The 19684-nt window shown below is 42.3% G+C and carries 23 protein-coding genes; 22 read left to right on the top strand and 1 reads right to left on the bottom strand.

Annotated elements, in window-relative coordinates:
* Window positions 1-127: 127 nt before the first annotated feature.
* The 11 genes from NX903_RS10750 (at window position 128) to fni (ending at window position 10606) form a co-directional block, all read left to right on the top strand.
* Window positions 128-712: a genetic competence negative regulator gene (locus NX903_RS10750; protein ID WP_003230533.1), complete on the top strand. Its 585-nt coding sequence runs from the start codon at window positions 128-130 to the stop codon at window positions 710-712.
* Between the two features lie 155 nt (window positions 713-867).
* On the top strand, window positions 868-2142 hold the full coding sequence (gudB, locus tag NX903_RS10745; protein WP_003230536.1) for an NAD-specific glutamate dehydrogenase: 1275 nt from the start codon (window positions 868-870) through the stop codon (window positions 2140-2142).
* Between the two features lie 107 nt (window positions 2143-2249).
* Entirely contained in the window at window positions 2250-3224 is a 975-nt protein-coding gene (locus NX903_RS10740; RefSeq protein WP_086344022.1) for a YpdA family putative bacillithiol disulfide reductase, read from the top strand.
* Window positions 3225-3343: 119 nt separating this feature from the next.
* Window positions 3344-4000: a glutamic-type intramembrane protease PrsW gene (prsW, locus tag NX903_RS10735; RefSeq protein ID WP_014480144.1), complete on the top strand. Its 657-nt coding sequence runs from the start codon at window positions 3344-3346 to the stop codon at window positions 3998-4000.
* Window positions 4001-4138: 138 nt separating this feature from the next.
* Complete coding sequence (gene sleB, locus NX903_RS10730) at window positions 4139-5056, top strand: spore cortex-lytic enzyme (RefSeq protein ID WP_015714181.1); 918 nt, start codon at window positions 4139-4141, stop codon at window positions 5054-5056.
* A gap of 34 nt (window positions 5057-5090) precedes the next feature.
* Complete coding sequence (gene ypeB, locus NX903_RS10725; protein ID WP_003230547.1) at window positions 5091-6443, top strand: germination protein YpeB; 1353 nt, start codon at window positions 5091-5093, stop codon at window positions 6441-6443.
* Between the two features lie 92 nt (window positions 6444-6535).
* Window positions 6536-7189, top strand: a complete 654-nt coding sequence (dgrA, locus tag NX903_RS10720) for a cyclic di-GMP receptor DgrA (protein WP_086344021.1) — start codon at window positions 6536-6538, stop codon at window positions 7187-7189.
* 44 nt (window positions 7190-7233) lie between these two features.
* A complete protein-coding gene (locus NX903_RS10715) occupies window positions 7234-7410 on the top strand; it encodes a YpfB family protein (protein WP_003230553.1) in 177 nt (58 codons plus the stop codon).
* A 78-nt stretch (window positions 7411-7488) separates the two neighbouring features.
* A complete protein-coding gene (gene cmk / locus NX903_RS10710) occupies window positions 7489-8163 on the top strand; it encodes a (d)CMP kinase (RefSeq protein WP_024572170.1) in 675 nt (224 codons plus the stop codon).
* Between the two features lie 232 nt (window positions 8164-8395).
* Window positions 8396-9544: a 30S ribosomal protein S1 gene (gene rpsA, locus NX903_RS10705; protein WP_014477197.1), complete on the top strand. Its 1149-nt coding sequence runs from the start codon at window positions 8396-8398 to the stop codon at window positions 9542-9544.
* A gap of 12 nt (window positions 9545-9556) precedes the next feature.
* Complete coding sequence (gene fni, locus NX903_RS10700) at window positions 9557-10606, top strand: type 2 isopentenyl-diphosphate Delta-isomerase (protein WP_086344608.1); 1050 nt, start codon at window positions 9557-9559, stop codon at window positions 10604-10606.
* Window positions 10607-10648: 42 nt separating this feature from the next.
* Here the strand turns inward: fni and NX903_RS10695 are convergent, their stop codons facing one another.
* Entirely contained in the window at window positions 10649-10780 is a 132-nt protein-coding gene (locus tag NX903_RS10695; RefSeq protein WP_003225499.1) for a YpzI family protein, read from the bottom strand.
* A gap of 77 nt (window positions 10781-10857) precedes the next feature.
* Here NX903_RS10695 and NX903_RS10690 point away from each other — a divergent pair, with 77 nt between their 5' ends.
* From NX903_RS10690 to mtrB, 11 genes are all read left to right on the top strand, one after another.
* Entirely contained in the window at window positions 10858-11457 is a 600-nt protein-coding gene (locus NX903_RS10690) for a YphA family membrane protein (protein ID WP_086344020.1), read from the top strand.
* A complete protein-coding gene (locus NX903_RS10685; protein ID WP_029946258.1) occupies window positions 11454-12347 on the top strand; it encodes a YIEGIA family protein in 894 nt (297 codons plus the stop codon). Before NX903_RS10690 ends, NX903_RS10685 begins: the two co-directional genes overlap by 4 nt.
* A complete protein-coding gene (locus NX903_RS10680; RefSeq protein ID WP_024573590.1) occupies window positions 12344-12538 on the top strand; it encodes a capping complex subunit for YIEGIA in 195 nt (64 codons plus the stop codon). Before NX903_RS10685 ends, NX903_RS10680 begins: the two co-directional genes overlap by 4 nt.
* Window positions 12539-12691: 153 nt before the next feature.
* Window positions 12692-14002 (top strand): ribosome biogenesis GTPase Der, encoded by a 1311-nt coding sequence (gene der / locus NX903_RS10675; protein ID WP_003230565.1) that lies wholly within the window; start codon window positions 12692-12694, stop codon window positions 14000-14002.
* Window positions 14003-14019: 17 nt separating this feature from the next.
* The gene (locus tag NX903_RS10670; protein WP_015251807.1) at window positions 14020-15057 is read left to right on the top strand and encodes an NAD(P)H-dependent glycerol-3-phosphate dehydrogenase; all 1038 of its coding nucleotides are present in this window, start codon (window positions 14020-14022) and stop codon (window positions 15055-15057) included.
* 337 nt (window positions 15058-15394) lie between these two features.
* The gene (locus NX903_RS10665; protein WP_024572571.1) at window positions 15395-15598 is read left to right on the top strand and encodes a DUF2768 domain-containing protein; all 204 of its coding nucleotides are present in this window, start codon (window positions 15395-15397) and stop codon (window positions 15596-15598) included.
* Window positions 15599-15619: 21 nt separating this feature from the next.
* Window positions 15620-16354, top strand: coding sequence for a hypothetical protein (locus tag NX903_RS10660; protein ID WP_015714176.1), 735 nt, complete (start codon window positions 15620-15622; stop codon window positions 16352-16354).
* Between the two features lie 180 nt (window positions 16355-16534).
* Entirely contained in the window at window positions 16535-18013 is a 1479-nt protein-coding gene (gene spoIVA, locus NX903_RS10655; protein WP_003230572.1) for a stage IV sporulation protein A, read from the top strand.
* Window positions 18014-18385: 372 nt separating this feature from the next.
* Window positions 18386-18664, top strand: a complete 279-nt coding sequence (hbs, locus tag NX903_RS10650; RefSeq protein WP_003153447.1) for a non-specific DNA-binding protein Hbs — start codon at window positions 18386-18388, stop codon at window positions 18662-18664.
* 187 nt (window positions 18665-18851) lie between these two features.
* Complete coding sequence (gene folE / locus NX903_RS10645) at window positions 18852-19424, top strand: GTP cyclohydrolase I FolE (RefSeq protein ID WP_003225516.1); 573 nt, start codon at window positions 18852-18854, stop codon at window positions 19422-19424.
* Window positions 19425-19445: 21 nt separating this feature from the next.
* A complete protein-coding gene (gene mtrB / locus NX903_RS10640; RefSeq protein WP_003230576.1) occupies window positions 19446-19673 on the top strand; it encodes a trp RNA-binding attenuation protein MtrB in 228 nt (75 codons plus the stop codon).
* Window positions 19674-19684: the final 11 nt, after the last annotated feature.

Genomic DNA, 19684 nt, shown 5'->3' with positions numbered 1-19684 from the left:
AAAACTGCATTGTGCTTGTCTTACTAGTGAACTCAGTGTAAACTGATAACAATTAAGAACCTATGACTCATCATCTCATATAATGTGTTATATGATTTGTGTGCAAGTAGAGGCAGGAGGGAACGTTATGCGGCTTGAGCGTCTGAATTATAATAAGATCAAAATCTTTTTAACCCTCGATGATTTGACAGACCGGGGATTGACAAAAGAAGACCTCTGGAAGGACTCATTTAAAGTCCACCAGTTATTTAAAGATATGATGAATGAAGCAAATACAGAGCTCGGCTTTGAAGCGAATGGACCGATTGCAGTGGAAGTGTATTCTCTCCAAGCACAAGGGATGGTCGTGATTGTAACAAAGAACCAAGACGCCGATTCAGAAGACGATGAGTATGATGATGATTACATCGAAATGCAAGTCAAGCTTGATGAAAGCGCGGACATCATATATCAATTCCATTCCTTTGAAGATATCATTCAGCTTTCAGAAAGCTTACAGCGAATCGGTATCACAGGGGGAACTGTCTACCACTATGACGGGCAGTACTTTTTAAGCCTTGAAGATCTAGGGTCACATACGGCTGAAGGGGTTGTGGCGGTTCTGGCTGAATACGGCAATCCGACAACTTTAACGATTTATCGCCTGCAAGAGTATGGTAAGCTCATTATGGACGGTAATGCCGTAGAGACGATACAAACTCATTTTTCATAAGAATGCAACGGAAAACTGCTGATTTCAGCAGTTTTTTTTCGTTAAAAAACATGGAAAAACATAACGTTTATTCTATGCACAGATCATATGAAGGTGTATACTATTCTCTGAAAGGGAGCATGTGAGAAACAGAAGATTCTAGGAGGTTAACTCAAATGGCAGCCGATCGAAACACCGGTCATACAGAAGAGGACAAACTTGATGTATTAAAATCAACCCAAACCGTAATACATAAGGCTCTGGAAAAATTGGGATATCCCGAAGAGGTATACGAATTGTTAAAAGAGCCGATGAGATTATTAACGGTAAAAATACCTGTTCGTATGGACGACGGTTCAGTAAAGATTTTCACAGGATATCGTGCGCAGCACAATGACTCTGTCGGTCCAACGAAAGGCGGGATACGTTTTCACCCGAACGTAACAGAAAAAGAGGTGAAGGCGCTTTCAATTTGGATGAGTTTAAAATGCGGCATAATTGATCTTCCATATGGCGGTGGTAAAGGCGGAATTGTTTGTGATCCAAGGGATATGTCGTTTAGAGAGCTGGAGCGTCTGAGCAGAGGGTATGTCAGAGCGATCAGCCAAATTGTCGGCCCGACAAAAGACGTGCCGGCACCGGATGTATTTACAAACTCACAAATCATGGCTTGGATGATGGATGAGTATTCAAGAATTGATGAATTTAATTCGCCTGGATTTATTACAGGCAAACCGCTTGTGCTTGGCGGATCTCACGGGAGAGAATCTGCGACAGCAAAAGGTGTTACCATCTGTATTAAAGAAGCGGCTAAGAAGAGAGGCATCGATATTAAAGGTGCGCGTGTCGTTGTCCAAGGCTTCGGAAACGCGGGAAGCTATTTGGCAAAATTTATGCATGATGCGGGGGCAAAAGTTGTCGGCATCTCAGATGCGTATGGCGGACTTTATGATCCGGAAGGCCTTGATATCGATTATTTACTCGACCGACGCGACAGCTTCGGTACTGTAACAAAGCTTTTCAACGATACCATTACCAACCAAGAGCTGCTGGAGCTGGATTGTGATATTCTCGTTCCTGCTGCGATTGAAAATCAAATTACAGAAGAAAATGCCCATAATATCCGGGCTAAAATTGTCGTTGAAGCAGCGAATGGGCCAACAACGCTTGAAGGAACAAAAATTCTTTCAGACCGGGACATTCTGCTTGTACCAGACGTGCTGGCAAGTGCCGGTGGCGTAACAGTTTCTTATTTTGAATGGGTTCAGAATAACCAAGGCTTCTACTGGAGTGAAGAAGAGGTAGAAGAAAAATTAGAAAAAATGATGGTCAAATCATTTAACAATATTTACGAAATGGCTAACAACCGAAGAATTGACATGAGGCTCGCTGCATATATGGTCGGCGTTCGCAAAATGGCTGAAGCTTCGCGTTTTAGAGGCTGGATATAAGTTGATGATTTGCATAAAAATAAAAAATCTCCTATGATAAAATAGGAGATTTTTTTATTCGGAAATAGAAAATATGAAGTGAAATGCCAATGCAGGAGTTGACAGAAATGATTCAAGAAAAAGCAATTATTATAGGCGGAGGGCCTTGCGGACTATCTGCTGCCATTCACCTAAAACAAATTGGCATTGATGCCCTCGTCATCGAAAAAGGCAATGTCGTTAACAGTATTTACAATTATCCGACGCATCAAACCTTTTTCAGCTCAAGTGAAAAGCTCGAAATCGGAGATGTGGCATTTATTACGGAAAACAGGAAGCCTGTCAGAATTCAGGCTTTATCGTATTACCGGGAAGTCGTCAAACGGAAAAACATCCGTGTTAACGCATTTGAAATGGTGCATAAAGTGACGAAAACGGAAAATAATACATTTGTTATTGAGACGTCAAAAGAGACCTACAAGACGCCATATTGTATCATCGCCACAGGCTATTATGATCATCCAAACTATATGGGCGTACCCGGTGAGGATTTGCCGAAAGTATTTCATTATTTTAAAGAAGGCCACCCGTATTTTGATAAAGATGTTGTTGTCATCGGCGGGAAAAATTCAAGCGTGGACGCCGCCCTTGAACTCGTGAAATCTGGGGCGCGTGTCACAGTTTTATATAGGGGCAATGAGTATTCTCCGAGCATTAAGCCGTGGATTCTGCCGGAATTTGAAGCTCTCGTCAGAAACGGTACAATCCGTATGGAATTTGGCGCTTGTGTCGAAAAAATCACCGAGAATGAAGTTGTGTTTCGCTCCGGAGAGAAAGAACTCATTACCATTAAAAATGATTTTGTATTTGCCATGACAGGCTATCATCCCGATCATCAATTTCTTGAAAAAATTGGTGTTGAAATTGATAAAGAAACAGGGCGTCCATTTTTCAACGAAAAAACGATGGAAACGAACGTTGAAGGTGTCTTTATTGCCGGTGTTATTGCTGCGGGAAACAATGCAAATGAAATATTTATTGAAAACGGCAGGTTTCACGGGGGGCATATCGCAGCGGAAATCGCCAAAAGAGAAAACCATTAAAGATGAGGAGCATATGATGCATTCGTATGCTCTTTTTGTTTTTTTAAGTGCAGACAGATGTAAAATTTTAAACAACATGGTAGGATAGACGTAGGAATATAAAGGAAAGAGGTTGCCTGATGTTTGCAATCATCTCTGCAGGAATTGCCCCCGGCATCGCGTTATTAAGTTATTTTTATTTAAAAGATCAGTATGATAATGAACCTGTACATATGGTGCTACGGTCGTTTTTTCTCGGGGTTGTTCTTGTATTTCCCATAATGTTTATCCAGTATGTACTTGAAAAAGAGAATGTAGGAGGCGGAAGCTTTTTCGTTTCTTTTTTATCTTCGGGGTTTTTGGAGGAATCATTAAAATGGTTTATACTGATGATCAGTGTTTACCCGCACGCCCACTTTGATGAGCATTATGACGGGATTGTGTACGGTACAAGTGTATCACTCGGTTTTGCAACCCTCGAAAATATTCTTTATTTAATTGGCCACGGCGTGGAGCATGCGTTTGTCAGGGCGCTGCTGCCTGTTTCATGCCATGCCTTGATTGGCGTTATAATGGGATTTTACCTTGGAAAAGCCCGTTTTTCCGCTGATAAGGCGCGTGTAAAGTGGCTTACTCTTTCTTTAGTTGTCCCATCCCTTTTGCATGGATCATATGATTTTATCCTAACAGCGCTTAGCAATTGGATTTATTATATGCTTCCATTTATGGTATTTTTATGGTGGTTTGGTTTGCGTAAAGCGAAAAAAGCCCGTTCCGTTAATATGATGCAAGTATAGAAGCCGCACAGCAACCGTGCGGCTTTTTTGTGTGCAGTTTTTATGTTCTGAGGGATAACAAGGAAAGAGTGTATAAAAATAACCTCGTTACAGAAAATACGATTACACTTAAAAATTTGCAGTAGGAGGCTTGAAAAGATGAAGTCCAAAGGATCGATTATGGCATGTCTCATCCTTTTTTCCTTTACAATAACGACGTTTATTAATACTGAAACGATCTCTGCCTTTTCGAATCAGGTCATTCAAAGAGGGGCAACAGGGGATGATGTGGTCGAGCTTCAGGCGCGTCTTCAATACAACGGATATTATAACGGAAAAATTGACGGGGTTTATGGATGGGGGACGTACTGGGCAGTTCGAAATTTTCAGGATCAATTCGGATTAAAAGAGGTTGACGGCCTTGTAGGAGCTAAAACAAAGCAAACCTTAATATGTAAATCAAAATACTATCGTGAATATGTCATGGAACAGCTCAATAAAGGGAATACATTCACGCATTACGGAAAAATTCCGCTAAAGTATCAGACGAAACCATCAAAAGCAGCAACACAAAAGGCAAGACAACAAGCAGAAGCACGGCAGAAACAGCCTGCAGAAAAAACAACGCAGCAGCCTAAAGCGAATGCGAATAAACAGCAAAACAATACACCAGCAAAAGCAAGAAAACAGGATGCGGTAGCAGCGAACATGCCTGGTGGATTTTCCAACAACGATATCAGGCTGCTTGCTCAAGCGGTTTATGGCGAAGCCCGGGGCGAGCCGTACGAGGGGCAGGTTGCTATTGCAGCAGTCATTTTAAACCGTTTGAACAGCCCGTTATTTCCAAATTCAGTAGCGGGGGTTATTTTTGAGCCGCTTGCCTTCACAGCAGTAGCCGACGGACAAATTTACATGCAGCCGAATGAAACGGCACGAGAAGCAGTGCTGGATGCCATCAATGGCTGGGATCCATCAGAGGAAGCACTTTACTACTTTAATCCGGATACGGCTACAAGTCCGTGGATTTGGGGGCGTCCGCAGATTAAAAGAATCGGTAAACACATTTTCTGTGAGTAGCAGATATGAGAAAGCATAAAAAGAGGTGTGATAAATGATCAGAGGAATTTTAATCGCCGTGCTTGGTATTGCAATAGTCGGTACAGGCTACTGGGGATACAAAGAACACCAGGAAAAAGACGCAGTTCTTCTTCATGCTGAAAATAACTATCAGCGGGCGTTTCATGAGCTTACCTATCAGGTGGATCAGCTTCATGATAAAATCGGAACAACACTTGCCATGAACAGCCAAAAATCACTGTCGCCTGCATTGATCGATGTGTGGAGGATTACATCAGAAGCTCATAACAGCGTCAGTCAGCTGCCGCTTACATTAATGCCGTTTAATAAAACTGAAGAGCTATTATCAAAGATCGGCGATTTCAGCTATAAAACGTCAGTCAGAGATTTGGACCAAAAGCCGCTTGATAAAAACGAGTATACATCACTAAATAAGCTATATCAGCAGTCCGAAGATATACAAAATGAATTGCGCCATGTTCAGCACCTTGTCATGAGCAAAAACCTTCGCTGGATGGACGTAGAAATGGCCCTGGCTTCTGACGAAAAACAAAGTGATAATACGATTATCAACAGCTTTAAAACAGTCGAAAAAAATGTTGGTGCATTCTCCACTGGCACTGATCTTGGCCCGAGTTTCACCAGCACGAAAAAAGAAGAGAAAGGCTTCAGCCATCTGAAGGGAAAACAAATTTCCGAACAGGAAGCAAAACAAATTGCTGAGCGCTTTGCCCCAGATGACAATTATTCAATTAAAGTGGTAAAGAGCGGAAAAAAAACAAATCGCGATGTATATAGCATCAGCATGAAAGACCCAGACCATAAAGCAGTGATTTATATGGATATTACGAAGAAGGGCGGGCATCCGGTATACTTGATCCAAAACAGAGAAGTGAAAGATCAGAAAATCAGTTTAAATGACGGATCGAACCGAGCGCTTGCATTTTTAAAGAAAAACGGATTTGAAACAGATGATTTGGAAATTGATGAAAGTGCCCAATATGATAAAATCGGTGTATTTTCATATGTTCCTGTTGAAAATAAAGTCCGGATGTACCCGGAGGCAATTCGTATGAAAGTGGCCTTGGATGACGGTGAGGTTGTCGGCTTTTCAGCAAGAGACTTCCTCACATCTCATAGAAAAAGAACCATACCTAAGCCTGCAATTACTGAAGCAGAGGCAAAGTCTAAATTAAATAAAAATGTACAAGTGAGAGAAACAAGGCTCGCTTTGATTACAAATGAACTAGGTCAAGAAGTGTTATGTTACGAAATGCTTGGAACAATTGAAAATGACACATTCAGAATGTATATCAATGCCAAAGACGGATCGGAAGAAAAGGTTGAAAAACTAAAAAATGCAGAACCTATATATAAAGACCTGTAAAAACAGGAGGAAAGGACTAAATGTCTTTTCCTTTTTTTCATTACGTGCTTTAATAAAAACGTGAGTATATTGAATGCGAAAGAGTGAAGTCAATGATAGAGATTGGAGAAACTGTACTTTTAGAATATATAGAAGAAAATGAATTGAAAAAGGCAAAAAGCAAGGCGGTCAGCATCGAAAACAATGAACTTTTGATCGCGTATCCTGTTGATGTAGTTACAGGGCGAACTGTGATTTTACATAACGATATGGAAGTAACGGTAGAGTTTGTGGGAAAAGACGAAGTTCCTTATCGCTTTATAAGCCGTATAAAAGGTAAAGTGAAGGACAAACTTCAAATGATCTGTCTTGAAGTGCCTCCACGTGAAAAAATGAAAAGAATCCAGCGCCGCCAATATGTAAGAACTGATGCGGTATTAGATGTGCAAATTCAGCCGGGAAATGAAGAAGAGATCCGCACACTATCTTATAACATCAGTGCAGGCGGCATCGCCGTGGTTTTAGCTGATGGCCTTTCTTTTCAATCGGGGGAATCATTGCGCCTGATCATCCGTCTTCCTGAAGAGGAGCACTCACGTCAAATAGAAACAGAAGCAGTTGTCAGACGAATCTTTAATGACCCCAAGTCAGAAAAACGAAAAATGACTTTAGAGTATTCAGAAATTGCAGCAGGTGACCAGCAGGCTTTGCTTCAATACTGCATCCGGCGCCAGTTAAATAAGAGAAGAAAGGCCCGAATGGAATAAACATCGGCAAACACTTCCATACTATTTGTAATGGAGGTGCTCCAATGAAAACATTTGAACGGCTGCTGATCAAATTATTGTTCATTCAGGCCATCATTTTACTTGGTGTCCAATTTCTTTTTCACTATCAGCATATTGAACCATACGTATCAAAAGTGATTCAATATGAAGGGGTGGATAAAATGGAGGAAAACAATAGGATTGAAACCTTCAAACATTAATTATTCATCAATTTTTCACCCTTTTTCATAAAGTTCGTGATACAATCCATAGAGGAGAAAAGAGCAAGGAGAGGAATTATGGAAAAGAAATTATCGATTGCAATCGACGGCCCGGCAGCTGCGGGGAAAAGCACCGTTGCCAAAATTGTGGCTGAGAAAAAATCGTACATATATATTGATACAGGAGCGATGTATCGGGCGATTACGTACGCGGCTTTACAGGAAAACGTTGATCTGACAGATGAAGAAAAACTGGCTGAGCTGCTAAAGCGGACAGACATTGAGCTGATTACAACAAAAGATGGACAAAAAGTGCTTGTAAACGGCACCGATGTAACTGAGGCGATCAGAACAGATGAAGTCAGCAACCAAGTTTCAATTGCGGCCAAGCACAGAAGTGTCAGAGAAGAAATGGTGAAACGCCAGCAGCAGCTTGGGGAAAAAGGCGGCGTCGTCATGGATGGTCGTGACATCGGGACGCATGTGCTGCCAAATGCAGAAGTAAAAATCTTTCTTTTGGCATCTGTTGAAGAGAGAGCGAAACGTCGTTATGAAGAAAATGTGAAAAAAGGCTTTGATGTCAACTTCGAAACATTAATTGAGGAAATTGCAAGAAGAGACAAGCTTGATTCAGAGCGCGAAGTATCTCCGCTGCGTAAAGCAGAAGACGCTCTTGAAATCGACACGACATCGCTTTCCATTCAAGAGGTAGCTGATAAAATCCTCGAGGCTGTGGAGCAAAAGTCCCGCTGAGGATGGCAAATGCCACTTTTTTTGAATTTTTCAACGAAGATAGAATGTTATTGCTTGACAAACCTGTCCTTTTATTAGAAGTTAATACTAATAAAACTTTTTATTGATCATTCAAAAAACTTTTTTGGATGATTCTTTAATACATATTCGGCTAAAAGCGGGCATGTTATATGTTCAGCTTTCAAACCGTTTTAATTAAGCTGTGTAGGTTTGGACCAAGGAGGTTATTCAAATGACAGAGGAAATGAATCAAATTGATGTTCAAGTGCCAGAGGTTGGAGATGTAGTTAAAGGGATTGTGACAAAGGTAGAAGACAAACATGTAGATGTAGAAATTATCAATGTCAAACAATCCGGTATTATTCCAATCAGTGAATTATCAAGTCTTCATGTAGAGAAAGCATCGGATGTTGTTAAAGTAGACGACGAGCTTGACCTGAAAGTAACAAAAGTGGAAGACGATGCTTTGATTTTATCTAAACGTGCTGTTGATGCAGACCGCGCTTGGGAAGACCTTGAGAAAAAATTTGAAACAAAAGAAGTGTTTGAAGCTGAAGTGAAAGATGTCGTGAAAGGCGGCCTTGTCGTTGATATCGGCGTTCGCGGTTTTATTCCGGCATCACTTGTTGAAGCACATTTCGTTGAAGACTTCACTGACTATAAAGGAAAAACACTGTCACTGCTCGTTGTAGAGCTTGACCGTGATAAAAACCGCGTGATCCTTTCACACCGTGCTGTTGTTGAAAGTGAACAAGCGAATAAAAAACAAGAACTTCTTCAGTCTCTTGAAGTTGGAAGTGTACTTGATGGCAAAGTACAGCGCCTGACTGATTTTGGCGCGTTTGTTGATATTGGAGGCATCGACGGACTTGTACACATTTCACAGCTTTCCCACTCTCATGTAGAGAAGCCGTCTGACGTTGTTGAAGAGGGACAAGAAGTAAAAGTGAAAGTGTTATCGGTTGACCGTGATAATGAACGTATTTCTTTATCGATCAAAGATACACTGCCTGGACCTTGGAGCCAAATCGGCGAAAAAGTGAAGCCTGGCGATGTGCTTGAAGGAACTGTACAGCGTCTTGTAAGCTTCGGTGCCTTTGTTGAAATCCTTCCAGGTGTTGAAGGTCTCGTTCATATTTCTCAAATTTCCAATAAACACATCGGCACGCCGCATGAAGTCCTTGAAGAAGGACAGACTGTAAAAGTGAAGGTACTTGATGTGAATGAAAATGAGGAGCGCATTTCATTAAGCATGCGTGAACTTGAAGAAACGCCCAAAGCTGATCAGGAAGATTACCGTCAATATCAAGCGAAGGAAGAAACAAGCACTGGCTTCCAGCTTGGAGATCTGATCGGAGATAAGCTGAATAAACTAAAATAATTGGTGATAAACGTGACTCGAGCAGAACGAAAAAGACAACACATCAATCATGCCTTGTCCACCGGCCAGAAGCGGGAAACAGGTCTTGATGATATTACGTTTGTTCACGTCAGTCTGCCCGATCTTGCATTAGAACAAGTAGATATTTCCACAAAAATCGGCGAACTTTCAAGCAGTTCGCCGATTTTTATCAATGCAATGACTGGCGGCGGCGGAAAACTTACATATGAAATTAATAAATCGCTTGCGCGAGCGGCTTCTCAGGCTGGAATTCCCCTTGCTGTGGGATCGCAAATGTCAGCATTAAAAGATCCATCAGAGCGTCTTTCCTATGAAATTGTTCGAAAGGAAAACCCAAACGGGCTGATTTTTGCCAACCTGGGAAGCGAGGCAACGGCTGCCCAGGCAAAGGAAGCCGTTGAGATGATTGGAGCAAACGCACTGCAGATCCACCTCAATGTGATTCAGGAAATTGTGATGCCTGAAGGAGACAGAAGCTTTAGCGGCGCACTGGAACGTATTGAACAAATTTGCAGTCATGTCAGTGTACCAGTCATTGTGAAAGAAGTCGGATTCGGTATGAGCAAAGAATCAGCAGGAAAGCTGTATGAAGCTGGTGCTGCAGCTGTTGACATTGGCGGTTACGGAGGGACAAATTTCTCGAAAATCGAAAATCTCCGAAGACAGCGGCAAATCTCCTTTTTTAACTCGTGGGGCATTTCGACAGCTGCAAGTTTGGCGGAAATCCGCTCTGAGTTTCCTGCAAGCACCATGATCGCCTCTGGCGGTCTGCAAGATGCACTTGACGTGGCAAAGGCAATTGCGCTTGGGGCCTCTTGCACCGGAATGGCAGGGCATTTTTTAAAAGCGCTGACTGACAGTGGTGAGGAAGGACTGCTTGAGGAGATTCAGCTGATCCTTGAGGAATTAAAGATGATTATGACCGTGCTGGGCGCCAGAACGATTGACGATTTACAAAAGGCGCCCCTTGTGATCAAAGGTGAAACCCATCATTGGCTCACAGAGAGAGGGATCAATACATCAAGCTATAGTGTGCGATAAATGATAAAAGCCCAAAACCATATGTGGTTTGGGCTTTTTGTATTATGATTTTCGCTTTTTGAATCTTCCGTTTTGTTCAAGGCTTGTCGCTCCGTCATAGTGAATGGACTGGTCGCGGTCTGATTCGACTCTGCCTGAAGCTTTGAGTTTTTTCTCTTGTCTGTCTTTTCCCATGATCATACTCCTTAATGTGAGATAGATTGTTTAAAAAATGAGCTTGAACTCCATACTGGGAATATGGAGGAAGTCAAATGGAACAATTTTATTACTATTGGTCAATGTGGTTTCTGTGGGTTCTGACAACATTTATTTTTGAAAAGACGAAAAGACGAATTGCCGTCTCTGTCTTTATTTTAACTAATATTATTCTAAGCATACATGACATCGCTTTATATTTTTCCCTGAATGCTGCATATTTGATGTTTTTCGTTTGCGGATGTGTCTATGCCGGGTATTTGGGAATGTATCGTTTTCGTTACATTATGGTCTATTTGACGCTTGTTGCCGCGTATGCGTTTGTTTATCTTTTTGCATTATATGACCCGGTTTGGTTCATCATAAAACCTGAGTGGGCTGCTGTTATATTAATAGTGCTTTTAACAGCTTCTGTTGAAAGGAATTTTGAGAAGCAGCTTGTCTTATTTGTCCTAGGGATGTGCCATGGCGAACTGGTGTATTCATTTGTGATCCAGAAGTTGGCCGGGGCTATGGCTGTCGGCGGCTTTCAATGGCTGAATGCGTGTTCTGCGGGGATGATATTGCTGTTTGGCATATCTAAATACGAACACCTCGCAAGCCAGATTGGTCAGAAAAGCAAAAGATCAAACAAAGGAGCTACCAAAATGTCATGAGTGATTACATCTATCCGATTATTGCTGGGGTCATTGCCGGAATTGCGACAAGGCTTTATATGCTGAAAACAGATTACCGCCAGTATCCCACCTATGTTCATGGGAAAGTGATTCACATCGCACTGGGGTTGATAGCGGCTGGTTTAGGTGCAATTATTATGCCGGCGCTTTTGCAGGAGGAATTTACGGCCATCACATTTTTAACATTGGCAGCGACGCAATTTAGAGATGTCCGAAACATGGAGCGGAACACATTGACGCAAATGGATTCGTATGAGCTTGTCTCAAGAGGAAGCACATATATTGAGGGGATTGCCATTGCGTTTGAAAGCAGAAATTATATTGTGATCTTTACAGCGCTTTTGACAACCTCTGCGTATGTGTTTTTATCCATCTGGGCTGCAGTCATAGCGGCTGTCGTTTGTTTTTTACTGGCCATGAAGTTTATGTCGGGCAGTGTGTTGAAGGATATTGTAGACATCGAGTACATAAAGCCGCGCTTTGACGGTCCGGGACTGTTTATTGATAATATTTATATGATGAATATCGGGCTTCCAGAGAAACAGGAACTGATTTTAAAGCATGGCATGGGCTTTATCTTAACGCCAAAAAACTTTAATTCAGCAGCGACGATAGCAAATTTAGGGCAGCGTCAGGCCATTTTATTTGATGTTTCCAATGTGCTCGGGGTTTATCGGGATTCAGGAGAGCCATCTTTGACACCAATTGCAAAACGGGATTTAAATGATGGGAGAGTGGCAGTATTTGTTCTCCCGCAAATTCACCATCCCGAAACGGCTGTTCAAATTATTAGCAATGTTCCAACCCTGGAAAATGCGATTAGAATGCCGACTGAATTTATCAAGAATCAGGATAAGGTGATAGGATGAGTGAATCTCTTACGAAAGTGATTTTGTCTATAATCACGACAAATCGAAACCGGGTTGCAGGGGGAGCACCTGTCTTTTTTTGCAATGACCAAAAGGAGATGGAGCTTTTCGCTAAAAATCTTGAAGCGATCCTTGATGGAATAGCTCACAGAATCGGAGATGACGTGTATTTGATCGTGAAACATTTTTAAGAATAGTTGTGATCCCAGTAAAAACTGATATAATAAATGAGTTAAGCCCTTCCTCTGAAGGGTTTCTTTTCATAAAAGTGAATGAAATGATTTTAATAACCGGTTGAAAATTTATGTAAAAATGAAAGCGGCTGGATTGAAAGGAAGGGTACTATGGGTAAACCTGTCGTAGCCATTGTCGGGAGACCAAATGTAGGAAAATCCACAATCTTTAACCGGATTGCGGGAGAAAGAATTTCAATTGTAGAAGATACCCCTGGCGTGACAAGGGATCGGATATACAGCTCGGCTGAATGGCTGAATTATGATTTTAATTTGATTGATACGGGCGGTATTGATATCGGTGATGAGCCGTTCTTAGCGCAGATTCGCCAGCAGGCTGAAATCGCCATGGATGAAGCGGACGTGATTATTTTTATGGTGAACGGCCGTGAAGGCGTGACAGCTGCTGATGAAGAAGTGGCGAAAATTTTGTACCGCACAAAAAAGCCTGTTGTTTTAGCGGTTAATAAACTGGATAACACAGAAATGAGAGCGAATATTTATGATTTTTATTCGCTAGGCTTTGGCGAGCCATATCCAATTTCGGGAACACACGGACTCGGACTGGGTGATTTACTGGATGCCGTTGCAGAGCATTTTAAAAACATTCCTGAAACGAAATACAATGAAGAAGTTATTCAATTCTGTCTGATCGGACGTCCAAATGTCGGAAAGTCCTCACTTGTGAATGCGATGCTCGGCGAAGAACGCGTTATTGTCAGCAACGTGGCTGGAACGACAAGAGATGCTGTTGATACGTCATTTACTTACAACCAGCAGGAGTTTGTCATTGTCGATACTGCAGGTATGCGAAAAAAAGGGAAAGTCTATGAAACGACTGAGAAGTATAGTGTACTGCGGGCGCTGAAAGCGATTGACCGCTCAGAAGTCGTGGCGGTTGTGCTGGATGGCGAAGAAGGCATTATTGAACAGGACAAGCGTATCGCCGGTTATGCACACGAAGCGGGCAAGGCCGTCGTCATCGTCGTAAACAAATGGGATGCTGTTGACAAAGATGAGAGCACAATGAAAGAATTTGAAGAAAATATTCGCGATCATTTTCAATTTCTGGATTATGCGCCAATCCTATTTATGTCTGCCTTAACGAAAAAACGGATCCATACGCTGATGCCTGCGATTATTAAAGCAAGTGAAAATCATTCACTTCGAGTTCAGACAAACGTCTTAAATGATGTCATCATGGATGCTGTGGCAATGAACCCGACACCGACTCATAACGGTTCTCGTTTGAAGATTTACTATGCGACTCAAGTGTCGGTAAAGCCGCCAAGCTTCGTTGTGTTTGTAAACGATCCGGAATTGATGCATTTTTCATACGAACGGTTTTTAGAAAACCGGATCAGAGACGCGTTCGGTTTTGAGGGGACACCAATCAAAATATTTGCAAGAGCTAGAAAATAAAAAGGTGTGAAGCAAATATGAAAAAAGTCACAATGCTCGGAGCGGGGAGCTGGGGAACAGCACTGGCTTTAGTGTTAGCTGATAATCATCACGATGTAACCATGTGGGGGCACCGTGCAGATCTGATCCATCAAATCAATGATCAGCATGAAAATAAAGATTATTTGCCGAACGTCAAGCTTCCAGAATCAATAGAGGCAACAACGGATATGAAGACAGCTGTTTCAGACGCGGATTTCATTATCGTTGCGGTCCCGACAAAAGCAATTCGGGAAGTGCTGAGACAGGCTGTCCCTTTTATAACGAAAAAGGCAGTCTTTGTTCATGTCAGCAAGGGTATTGAGCCAGATTCACTTCTGCGCATTTCTGAAATTATGGAAATTGAGCTCCCGAGTGATGTCAGAAAAGATATCGTTGTCCTTTCCGGCCCGAGTCATGCGGAAGAAGTAGGGCTACGGCACCCCACAACTGTTACTGCATCTTCAAAGAGCATGAGGGCAGCAGAAGAGGTGCAGGATCTATTTATTAATCACAATTTTCGGGTGTACACAAATCCTGACATTATCGGAGTTGAAATCGGAGGGGCTTTAAAAAATATTATTGCCCTTGCTGCAGGAATTACAGATGGTTTAGGGTACGGCGACAATGCCAAAGCTGCTTTGATTACACGCGGACTTGCCGAAATCGCGAGACTCGGAACGAAAATGGGCGGAAATCCCTTGACGTTCTCTGGATTGACAGGAGTAGGCGATCTGATTGTGACGTGCACAAGTGTTCATTCCAGAAACTGGCGTGCGGGCAATTTGCTCGGAAAAGGGTACAAGCTTGAAGATGTTCTTGAAGAGATGGGAATGGTAGTCGAAGGCGTTCGCACGACGAAAGCGGCTTATCAGCTTTCGAAGAAATATGATGTTAAAATGCCGATTACAGAAGCTCTCCATCAGGTCCTATTCAACGGACAAAAAGTGGAAACCGCTGTTGAATCTTTAATGGCGAGAGGGAAAACCCACGAGATGGAGGATTTGGTAAATACGTTTGAAAATCAAGTGAAGTAAAAGTGTCAATCAAATGATGGATCGCATATCTTAATTGAACGAAAGCCCGAAAAACAGAAGAACACCCAAGTCTTGGGATCTCCTGAAACATTTTGCCGATTTAGGCAATAGAGGATGCATCTGTATGCCATGTCGCATACTATAGCATCGAAGTCCAAGAGAGTGTTTCTTAAACGTGCAGGTGAATATAGTCAAGTTGACTGAAGCGAAGGTCCCCCTCTTTGCTTCAGTTTTTTTGTTCTATCAAAGGATGGAAAATCTGGTTGATCTTTTCCGGCGCTGTATATTAAAATATAATATAACGCTTACATCATACATATCGGGGAGGCGCACGTCATTGAATCTGGCATTGATGAAAATGTGGTTTGCTCTAGGGTCCATGGGTCTGATGTTTCTGGCTGTAGCTTCCATCTATTTAAGCCGCTTTAAATGCCGAAACCGTTTTTTGAAGATTGCGATTTCATCATTCGCATACATGTGTATGCTCATATCTGGAATTATTGTGTTTGTCGTGGTTTTTAGCGGCCCTGTCAATGAATAAAGCTGTAAAAGGAAGTGCTGTATGGGTAAACTGAAGTGTGCAATCATTTTTGCGGCAGTCGTGTTTTTATCCGGATGTTTATATCCAAATGAACGGAAAAGCAGTGTGCATGCCATTCCTTATCAAGACCAGCTAAAGCAGGTTCAATCTGCTGTTGATGAATTTCAAAAGGCAAATGGGGGGCTGCTTCCCATTCAAACCAAAGATATGTCGACACCGCTATATCAAAAATATCCGATAGACTTTAACCGGTTAGCGCCAAGATACATAGCTGAACCTCCAAGTACGGCATTTGAAAGCGGGGGAGACTATCAATACGTGCTTGTTGACGTAGAGAACGATCCGACTGTTAAATTAATTGATCTAAAGATGGCAGAAAAAATTCGCGATGTGAAATTACGCATCCAAATGTATCGTCAGGAGCATCAATATCCGCCTTACAAAGATGTGCTATCTCGTGATTTATTTACACTCGATGAGAAGAAGCTTGGGGATGGAAGCTCTCTTACAGTGACAAGCCCAATCTCAGGGAATTCCTTGCCGCTTATGATTGACGGAGACGGAGAAATATATGCTGATTACCGGACTGAGCTGGCTTCTTGCCTCAAAAAAAGCAAGAAAACGTTTAAACCCGGGACTGAAATCCAGGATATGATTTGGCAGGAAACCCCCTTTGTCCCCGCGTTTTCTGTAAAATATACGGTAAATGACAAACAGGAACCTGTTTTTTTAGAAAATGATATGAAAAAGGAATGAACCTTTCTCCCTTGCATACAAATAGGGAGAAAGGTTTTTTTATATTAATAGATTGAGGATGAGAAATTTTCTAAAGATGTCATATTCAAATAGGACAACGTCATACACATATAGTGTCCTGTGTTTGATTGAAAGAGCTTAATAAAATTGAAAAGGATAGGAAGTCCGGGAGGGGATCACTTGGAAAAGGTCGATATTTTCAAGGATATCGCTGAACGAACAGGAGGCGATATATACTTAGGAGTCGTAGGTGCTGTCCGTACAGGAAAATCCACGTTCATTAAAAAATTTATGGAGCTTGTGGTGCTCCCGAATATCAGTAACGAAGCAGACCGGGCCCGAGCGCAGGATGAACTGCCGCAGAGCGCAGCCGGCAAAACCATTATGACTACAGAGCCTAAATTTGTTCCGAATCAGGCGATGTCTGTTCATGTGTCAGACGGACTCGATGTGAATATAAGATTAGTAGATTGTGTAGGTTACACAGTGCCCGGGGCTAAAGGATATGAAGATGAAAACGGGCCGCGGATGATCAATACGCCTTGGTACGAAGAACCGATCCCATTTCATGAGGCTGCTGAAATCGGCACTCGAAAAGTCATTCAAGAACACTCGACCATCGGAGTTGTCATTACGACAGACGGCACCATTGGAGATATCGCCAGAAGTGACTATATAGAGGCTGAAGAAAGAGTCATTGAAGAGCTGAAAGAGGTTGGCAAACCTTTTATTATGGTCATCAACTCAGTCAGGCCGTATCACCCGGAAACGGAAGCCATGCGCCAGGATTTAAGCGAAAAATATGATATCCCCGTATTGGCAATGAGTGTAGAGAGCATGCGGGAATCAGATGTGCTGAGTGTGCTCAGAGAGGCCCTCTACGAGTTTCCGGTGCTAGAAGTGAATGTCAATCTCCCAAGCTGGGTAATGGTGCTGAAAGAAAACCATTGGCTGCGTGAAAGCTATCAGGAGTCCGTGAAGGAAACGGTTAAGGATATTAAACGGCTCCGGGACGTAGACAGGGTTGTCGGCCAATTCAGCGAGTTTGAATTCATTGAAAGTGCCGGATTAGCCGGAATTGAGCTGGGCCAAGGGGTGGCAGAAATTGATTTGTACGCGCCGGATCATCTATATGATCAAATCCTAAAAGAAGTTGTGGGCGTCGAAATCAGAGGAAGAGACCATCTGCTTGAGCTCATGCAAGACTTCGCCCATGCGAAAACAGAATATGATCAAGTGTCTGATGCCTTAAAAATGGTCAAACAGACGGGATACGGCATTGCAGCGCCTGCTTTAGCTGATATGAGTCTCGATGAGCCGGAAATTATAAGGCAGGGCTCGCGATTCGGTGTGAGGCTGAAAGCTGTCGCTCCGTCGATCCATATGATCAAAGTCGATGTCGAAAGCGAATTCGCCCCGATTATCGGAACGGAAAAACAAAGTGAAGAGCTTGTACGCTATTTAATGCAGGACTTTGAGGATGATCCGCTCTCCATCTGGAACTCCGATATCTTCGGAAGGTCGCTGAGCTCAATTGTGAGAGAAGGGATTCAGGCAAAGCTGTCATTAATGCCTGAAAACGCACGGTATAAATTAAAAGAAACATTAGAAAGAATCATAAACGAAGGCTCTGGCGGCTTAATCGCCATCATCCTGTAATACCGGTAGACCTCTTTATAGAATGGGAGGTCTTTTTTCTTTGCTCTTAATAATGGAAAAGGATCAAGGAATAGGATGAAAAAAGGAAAAAAAGGAATATTTGTTCGGTAAATCACCTTAAATCCTTGACGAGCAAGGGATTGACGCTTTAAAATGCTTGATATGGCTTTTTATATGTGTTACTCTACATACAGAAATTCTTCACTTTGTTGGACAAACATTCCTCAGAGTGCAGTTTTTCTTAAAAGCCGTTTAATTGTCTTTCTCTTACTTGCTCTCATTTTTTTCTGAGACAGGTTTAGAATCAGACTGAACTGTGAAGAAATGATAATAAACGAACTGAATGTATCCTTTTGGGAGGAGGTGAAAGGCATGAACAAAACAGAACTTATCAATGCGGTTGCAGAAGCAAGCGAATTGTCTAAAAAAGACGCTACAAAAGCAGTTGACTCTGTTTTTGATACGATCTTAGATGCACTTAAAAACGGTGATAAAATCCAACTGATCGGTTTTGGTAACTTCGAGGTGCGTGAACGTTCTGCACGTAAAGGACGCAACCCTCAAACAGGTGAAGAAATCGAAATTCCAGCAAGCAAAGTACCTGCTTTCAAACCAGGTAAAGCGCTTAAAGACGCTGTTGCCGGAAAATAATTGTGAATATAGATCGTGTATGCATCTAGCTTACATACACTTTATTTCTTCACAGAAAAGCCCCTTTCTAAGGGGCTTTTCATATTTCAAGAGCATGGGCTTCCTGACAGGGCATTCACTTTGCTTTTAGCGGGGCATATGTGCTAGAATCGAAATTAAATGTATTCATTGGTGGAGGACATAGAACATGAAAGAAGTTAATAAAGAGCAAATCGAACAAGCTGTTCGTCAAATTTTAGAAGCGATCGGAGAAGACCCGAATAGAGAAGGGCTTCTTGATACTCCGAAAAGAGTCGCAAAGATGTATGCCGAAGTATTCTCCGGCTTGAATGAAGATCCAAAAGAACATTTCCAGACTATCTTCGGTGAAAACCATGAGGAGCTTGTTCTTGTAAAAGATATCGCGTTTCATTCTATGTGTGAGCATCACCTTGTTCCCTTTTATGGAAAAGCACATGTTGCATATATCCCGCGAGGCGGAAAGGTCACAGGACTCAGCAAACTGGCACGTGCCGTTGAAGCCGTTGCAAAGCGCCCGCAGCTTCAGGAACGCATCACTTCTACAATTGCAGAAAGCATCGTAGAAACGCTTGATCCGCATGGCGTAATGGTAGTGGTTGAAGCGGAACATATGTGCATGACGATGCGCGGTGTAAGAAAACCGGGTGCGAAAACTGTGACTTCAGCAGTCAGAGGCGTTTTTAAAGATGATGCCGCTGCCCGTGCAGAAGTATTGGAACATATTAAACGCCAGGACTAATAAAGATAGAGGGTGCTATAAATGAACCAAAAGCATTCAAGTGATTTTGTCGTCATTAAAGCCGTTGAGGACGGAGTGAATGTGATCGGCCTGACAAGAGGAACAGACACAAAGTTTCACCATTCCGAAAAACTCGACAAGGGAGAAGTGATCATCGCTCAGTTTACAGAGCATACTTCTGCCATTAAAGTCAGAGGAGAGGCACTGATTCAAACCGCGTACGGAGAAATGAAAAGCGAAAAAAAATAAGCTGGCTGTCC

The organism is Bacillus sp. FSL R5-0576, from assembly GCF_038004765.1.
GTDB lineage: Bacteria > Bacillota > Bacilli > Bacillales > Bacillaceae > Bacillus > Bacillus subtilis.
The sequence above is the reverse complement of the archived record's forward strand: the minus strand, read 5'-3'. Positions and strand labels throughout refer to the sequence as shown.

Bases quoted from the DNA above. Each gene is read 5' to 3' on its own strand.
- NX903_RS10750 (WP_003230533.1), top strand. From the start codon at position 128: ATGCGGCTTGAGCGTCTGAATTATAATAAGATCAAAATCTTTTTAACC.
- gudB (WP_003230536.1), top strand. From the start codon at position 868: ATGGCAGCCGATCGAAACACCGGTCATACAGAAGAGGACAAACTTGAT.
- NX903_RS10740 (WP_086344022.1), top strand. From the start codon at position 2,250: ATGATTCAAGAAAAAGCAATTATTATAGGCGGAGGGCCTTGCGGACTA.
- prsW (WP_014480144.1), top strand. From the start codon at position 3,344: ATGTTTGCAATCATCTCTGCAGGAATTGCCCCCGGCATCGCGTTATTA.
- sleB (WP_015714181.1), top strand. From the start codon at position 4,139: ATGAAGTCCAAAGGATCGATTATGGCATGTCTCATCCTTTTTTCCTTT.
- ypeB (WP_003230547.1), top strand. From the start codon at position 5,091: ATGATCAGAGGAATTTTAATCGCCGTGCTTGGTATTGCAATAGTCGGT.
- dgrA (WP_086344021.1), top strand. From the start codon at position 6,536: ATGATAGAGATTGGAGAAACTGTACTTTTAGAATATATAGAAGAAAAT.
- NX903_RS10715 (WP_003230553.1), top strand. From the start codon at position 7,234: ATGAAAACATTTGAACGGCTGCTGATCAAATTATTGTTCATTCAGGCC.
- cmk (WP_024572170.1), top strand. From the start codon at position 7,489: ATGGAAAAGAAATTATCGATTGCAATCGACGGCCCGGCAGCTGCGGGG.
- rpsA (WP_014477197.1), top strand. From the start codon at position 8,396: ATGACAGAGGAAATGAATCAAATTGATGTTCAAGTGCCAGAGGTTGGA.
- NX903_RS10695 (WP_003225499.1), bottom strand. From the start codon at position 10,780: ATGGGAAAAGACAGACAAGAGAAAAAACTCAAAGCTTCAGGCAGAGTC.
- NX903_RS10690 (WP_086344020.1), top strand. From the start codon at position 10,858: ATGGAACAATTTTATTACTATTGGTCAATGTGGTTTCTGTGGGTTCTG.
- NX903_RS10685 (WP_029946258.1), top strand. From the start codon at position 11,454: ATGAGTGATTACATCTATCCGATTATTGCTGGGGTCATTGCCGGAATT.
- NX903_RS10680 (WP_024573590.1), top strand. From the start codon at position 12,344: ATGAGTGAATCTCTTACGAAAGTGATTTTGTCTATAATCACGACAAAT.
- der (WP_003230565.1), top strand. From the start codon at position 12,692: ATGGGTAAACCTGTCGTAGCCATTGTCGGGAGACCAAATGTAGGAAAA.
- NX903_RS10670 (WP_015251807.1), top strand. From the start codon at position 14,020: ATGAAAAAAGTCACAATGCTCGGAGCGGGGAGCTGGGGAACAGCACTG.
- NX903_RS10660 (WP_015714176.1), top strand. From the start codon at position 15,620: ATGGGTAAACTGAAGTGTGCAATCATTTTTGCGGCAGTCGTGTTTTTA.
- hbs (WP_003153447.1), top strand. From the start codon at position 18,386: ATGAACAAAACAGAACTTATCAATGCGGTTGCAGAAGCAAGCGAATTG.
- folE (WP_003225516.1), top strand. From the start codon at position 18,852: ATGAAAGAAGTTAATAAAGAGCAAATCGAACAAGCTGTTCGTCAAATT.
- mtrB (WP_003230576.1), top strand. From the start codon at position 19,446: ATGAACCAAAAGCATTCAAGTGATTTTGTCGTCATTAAAGCCGTTGAG.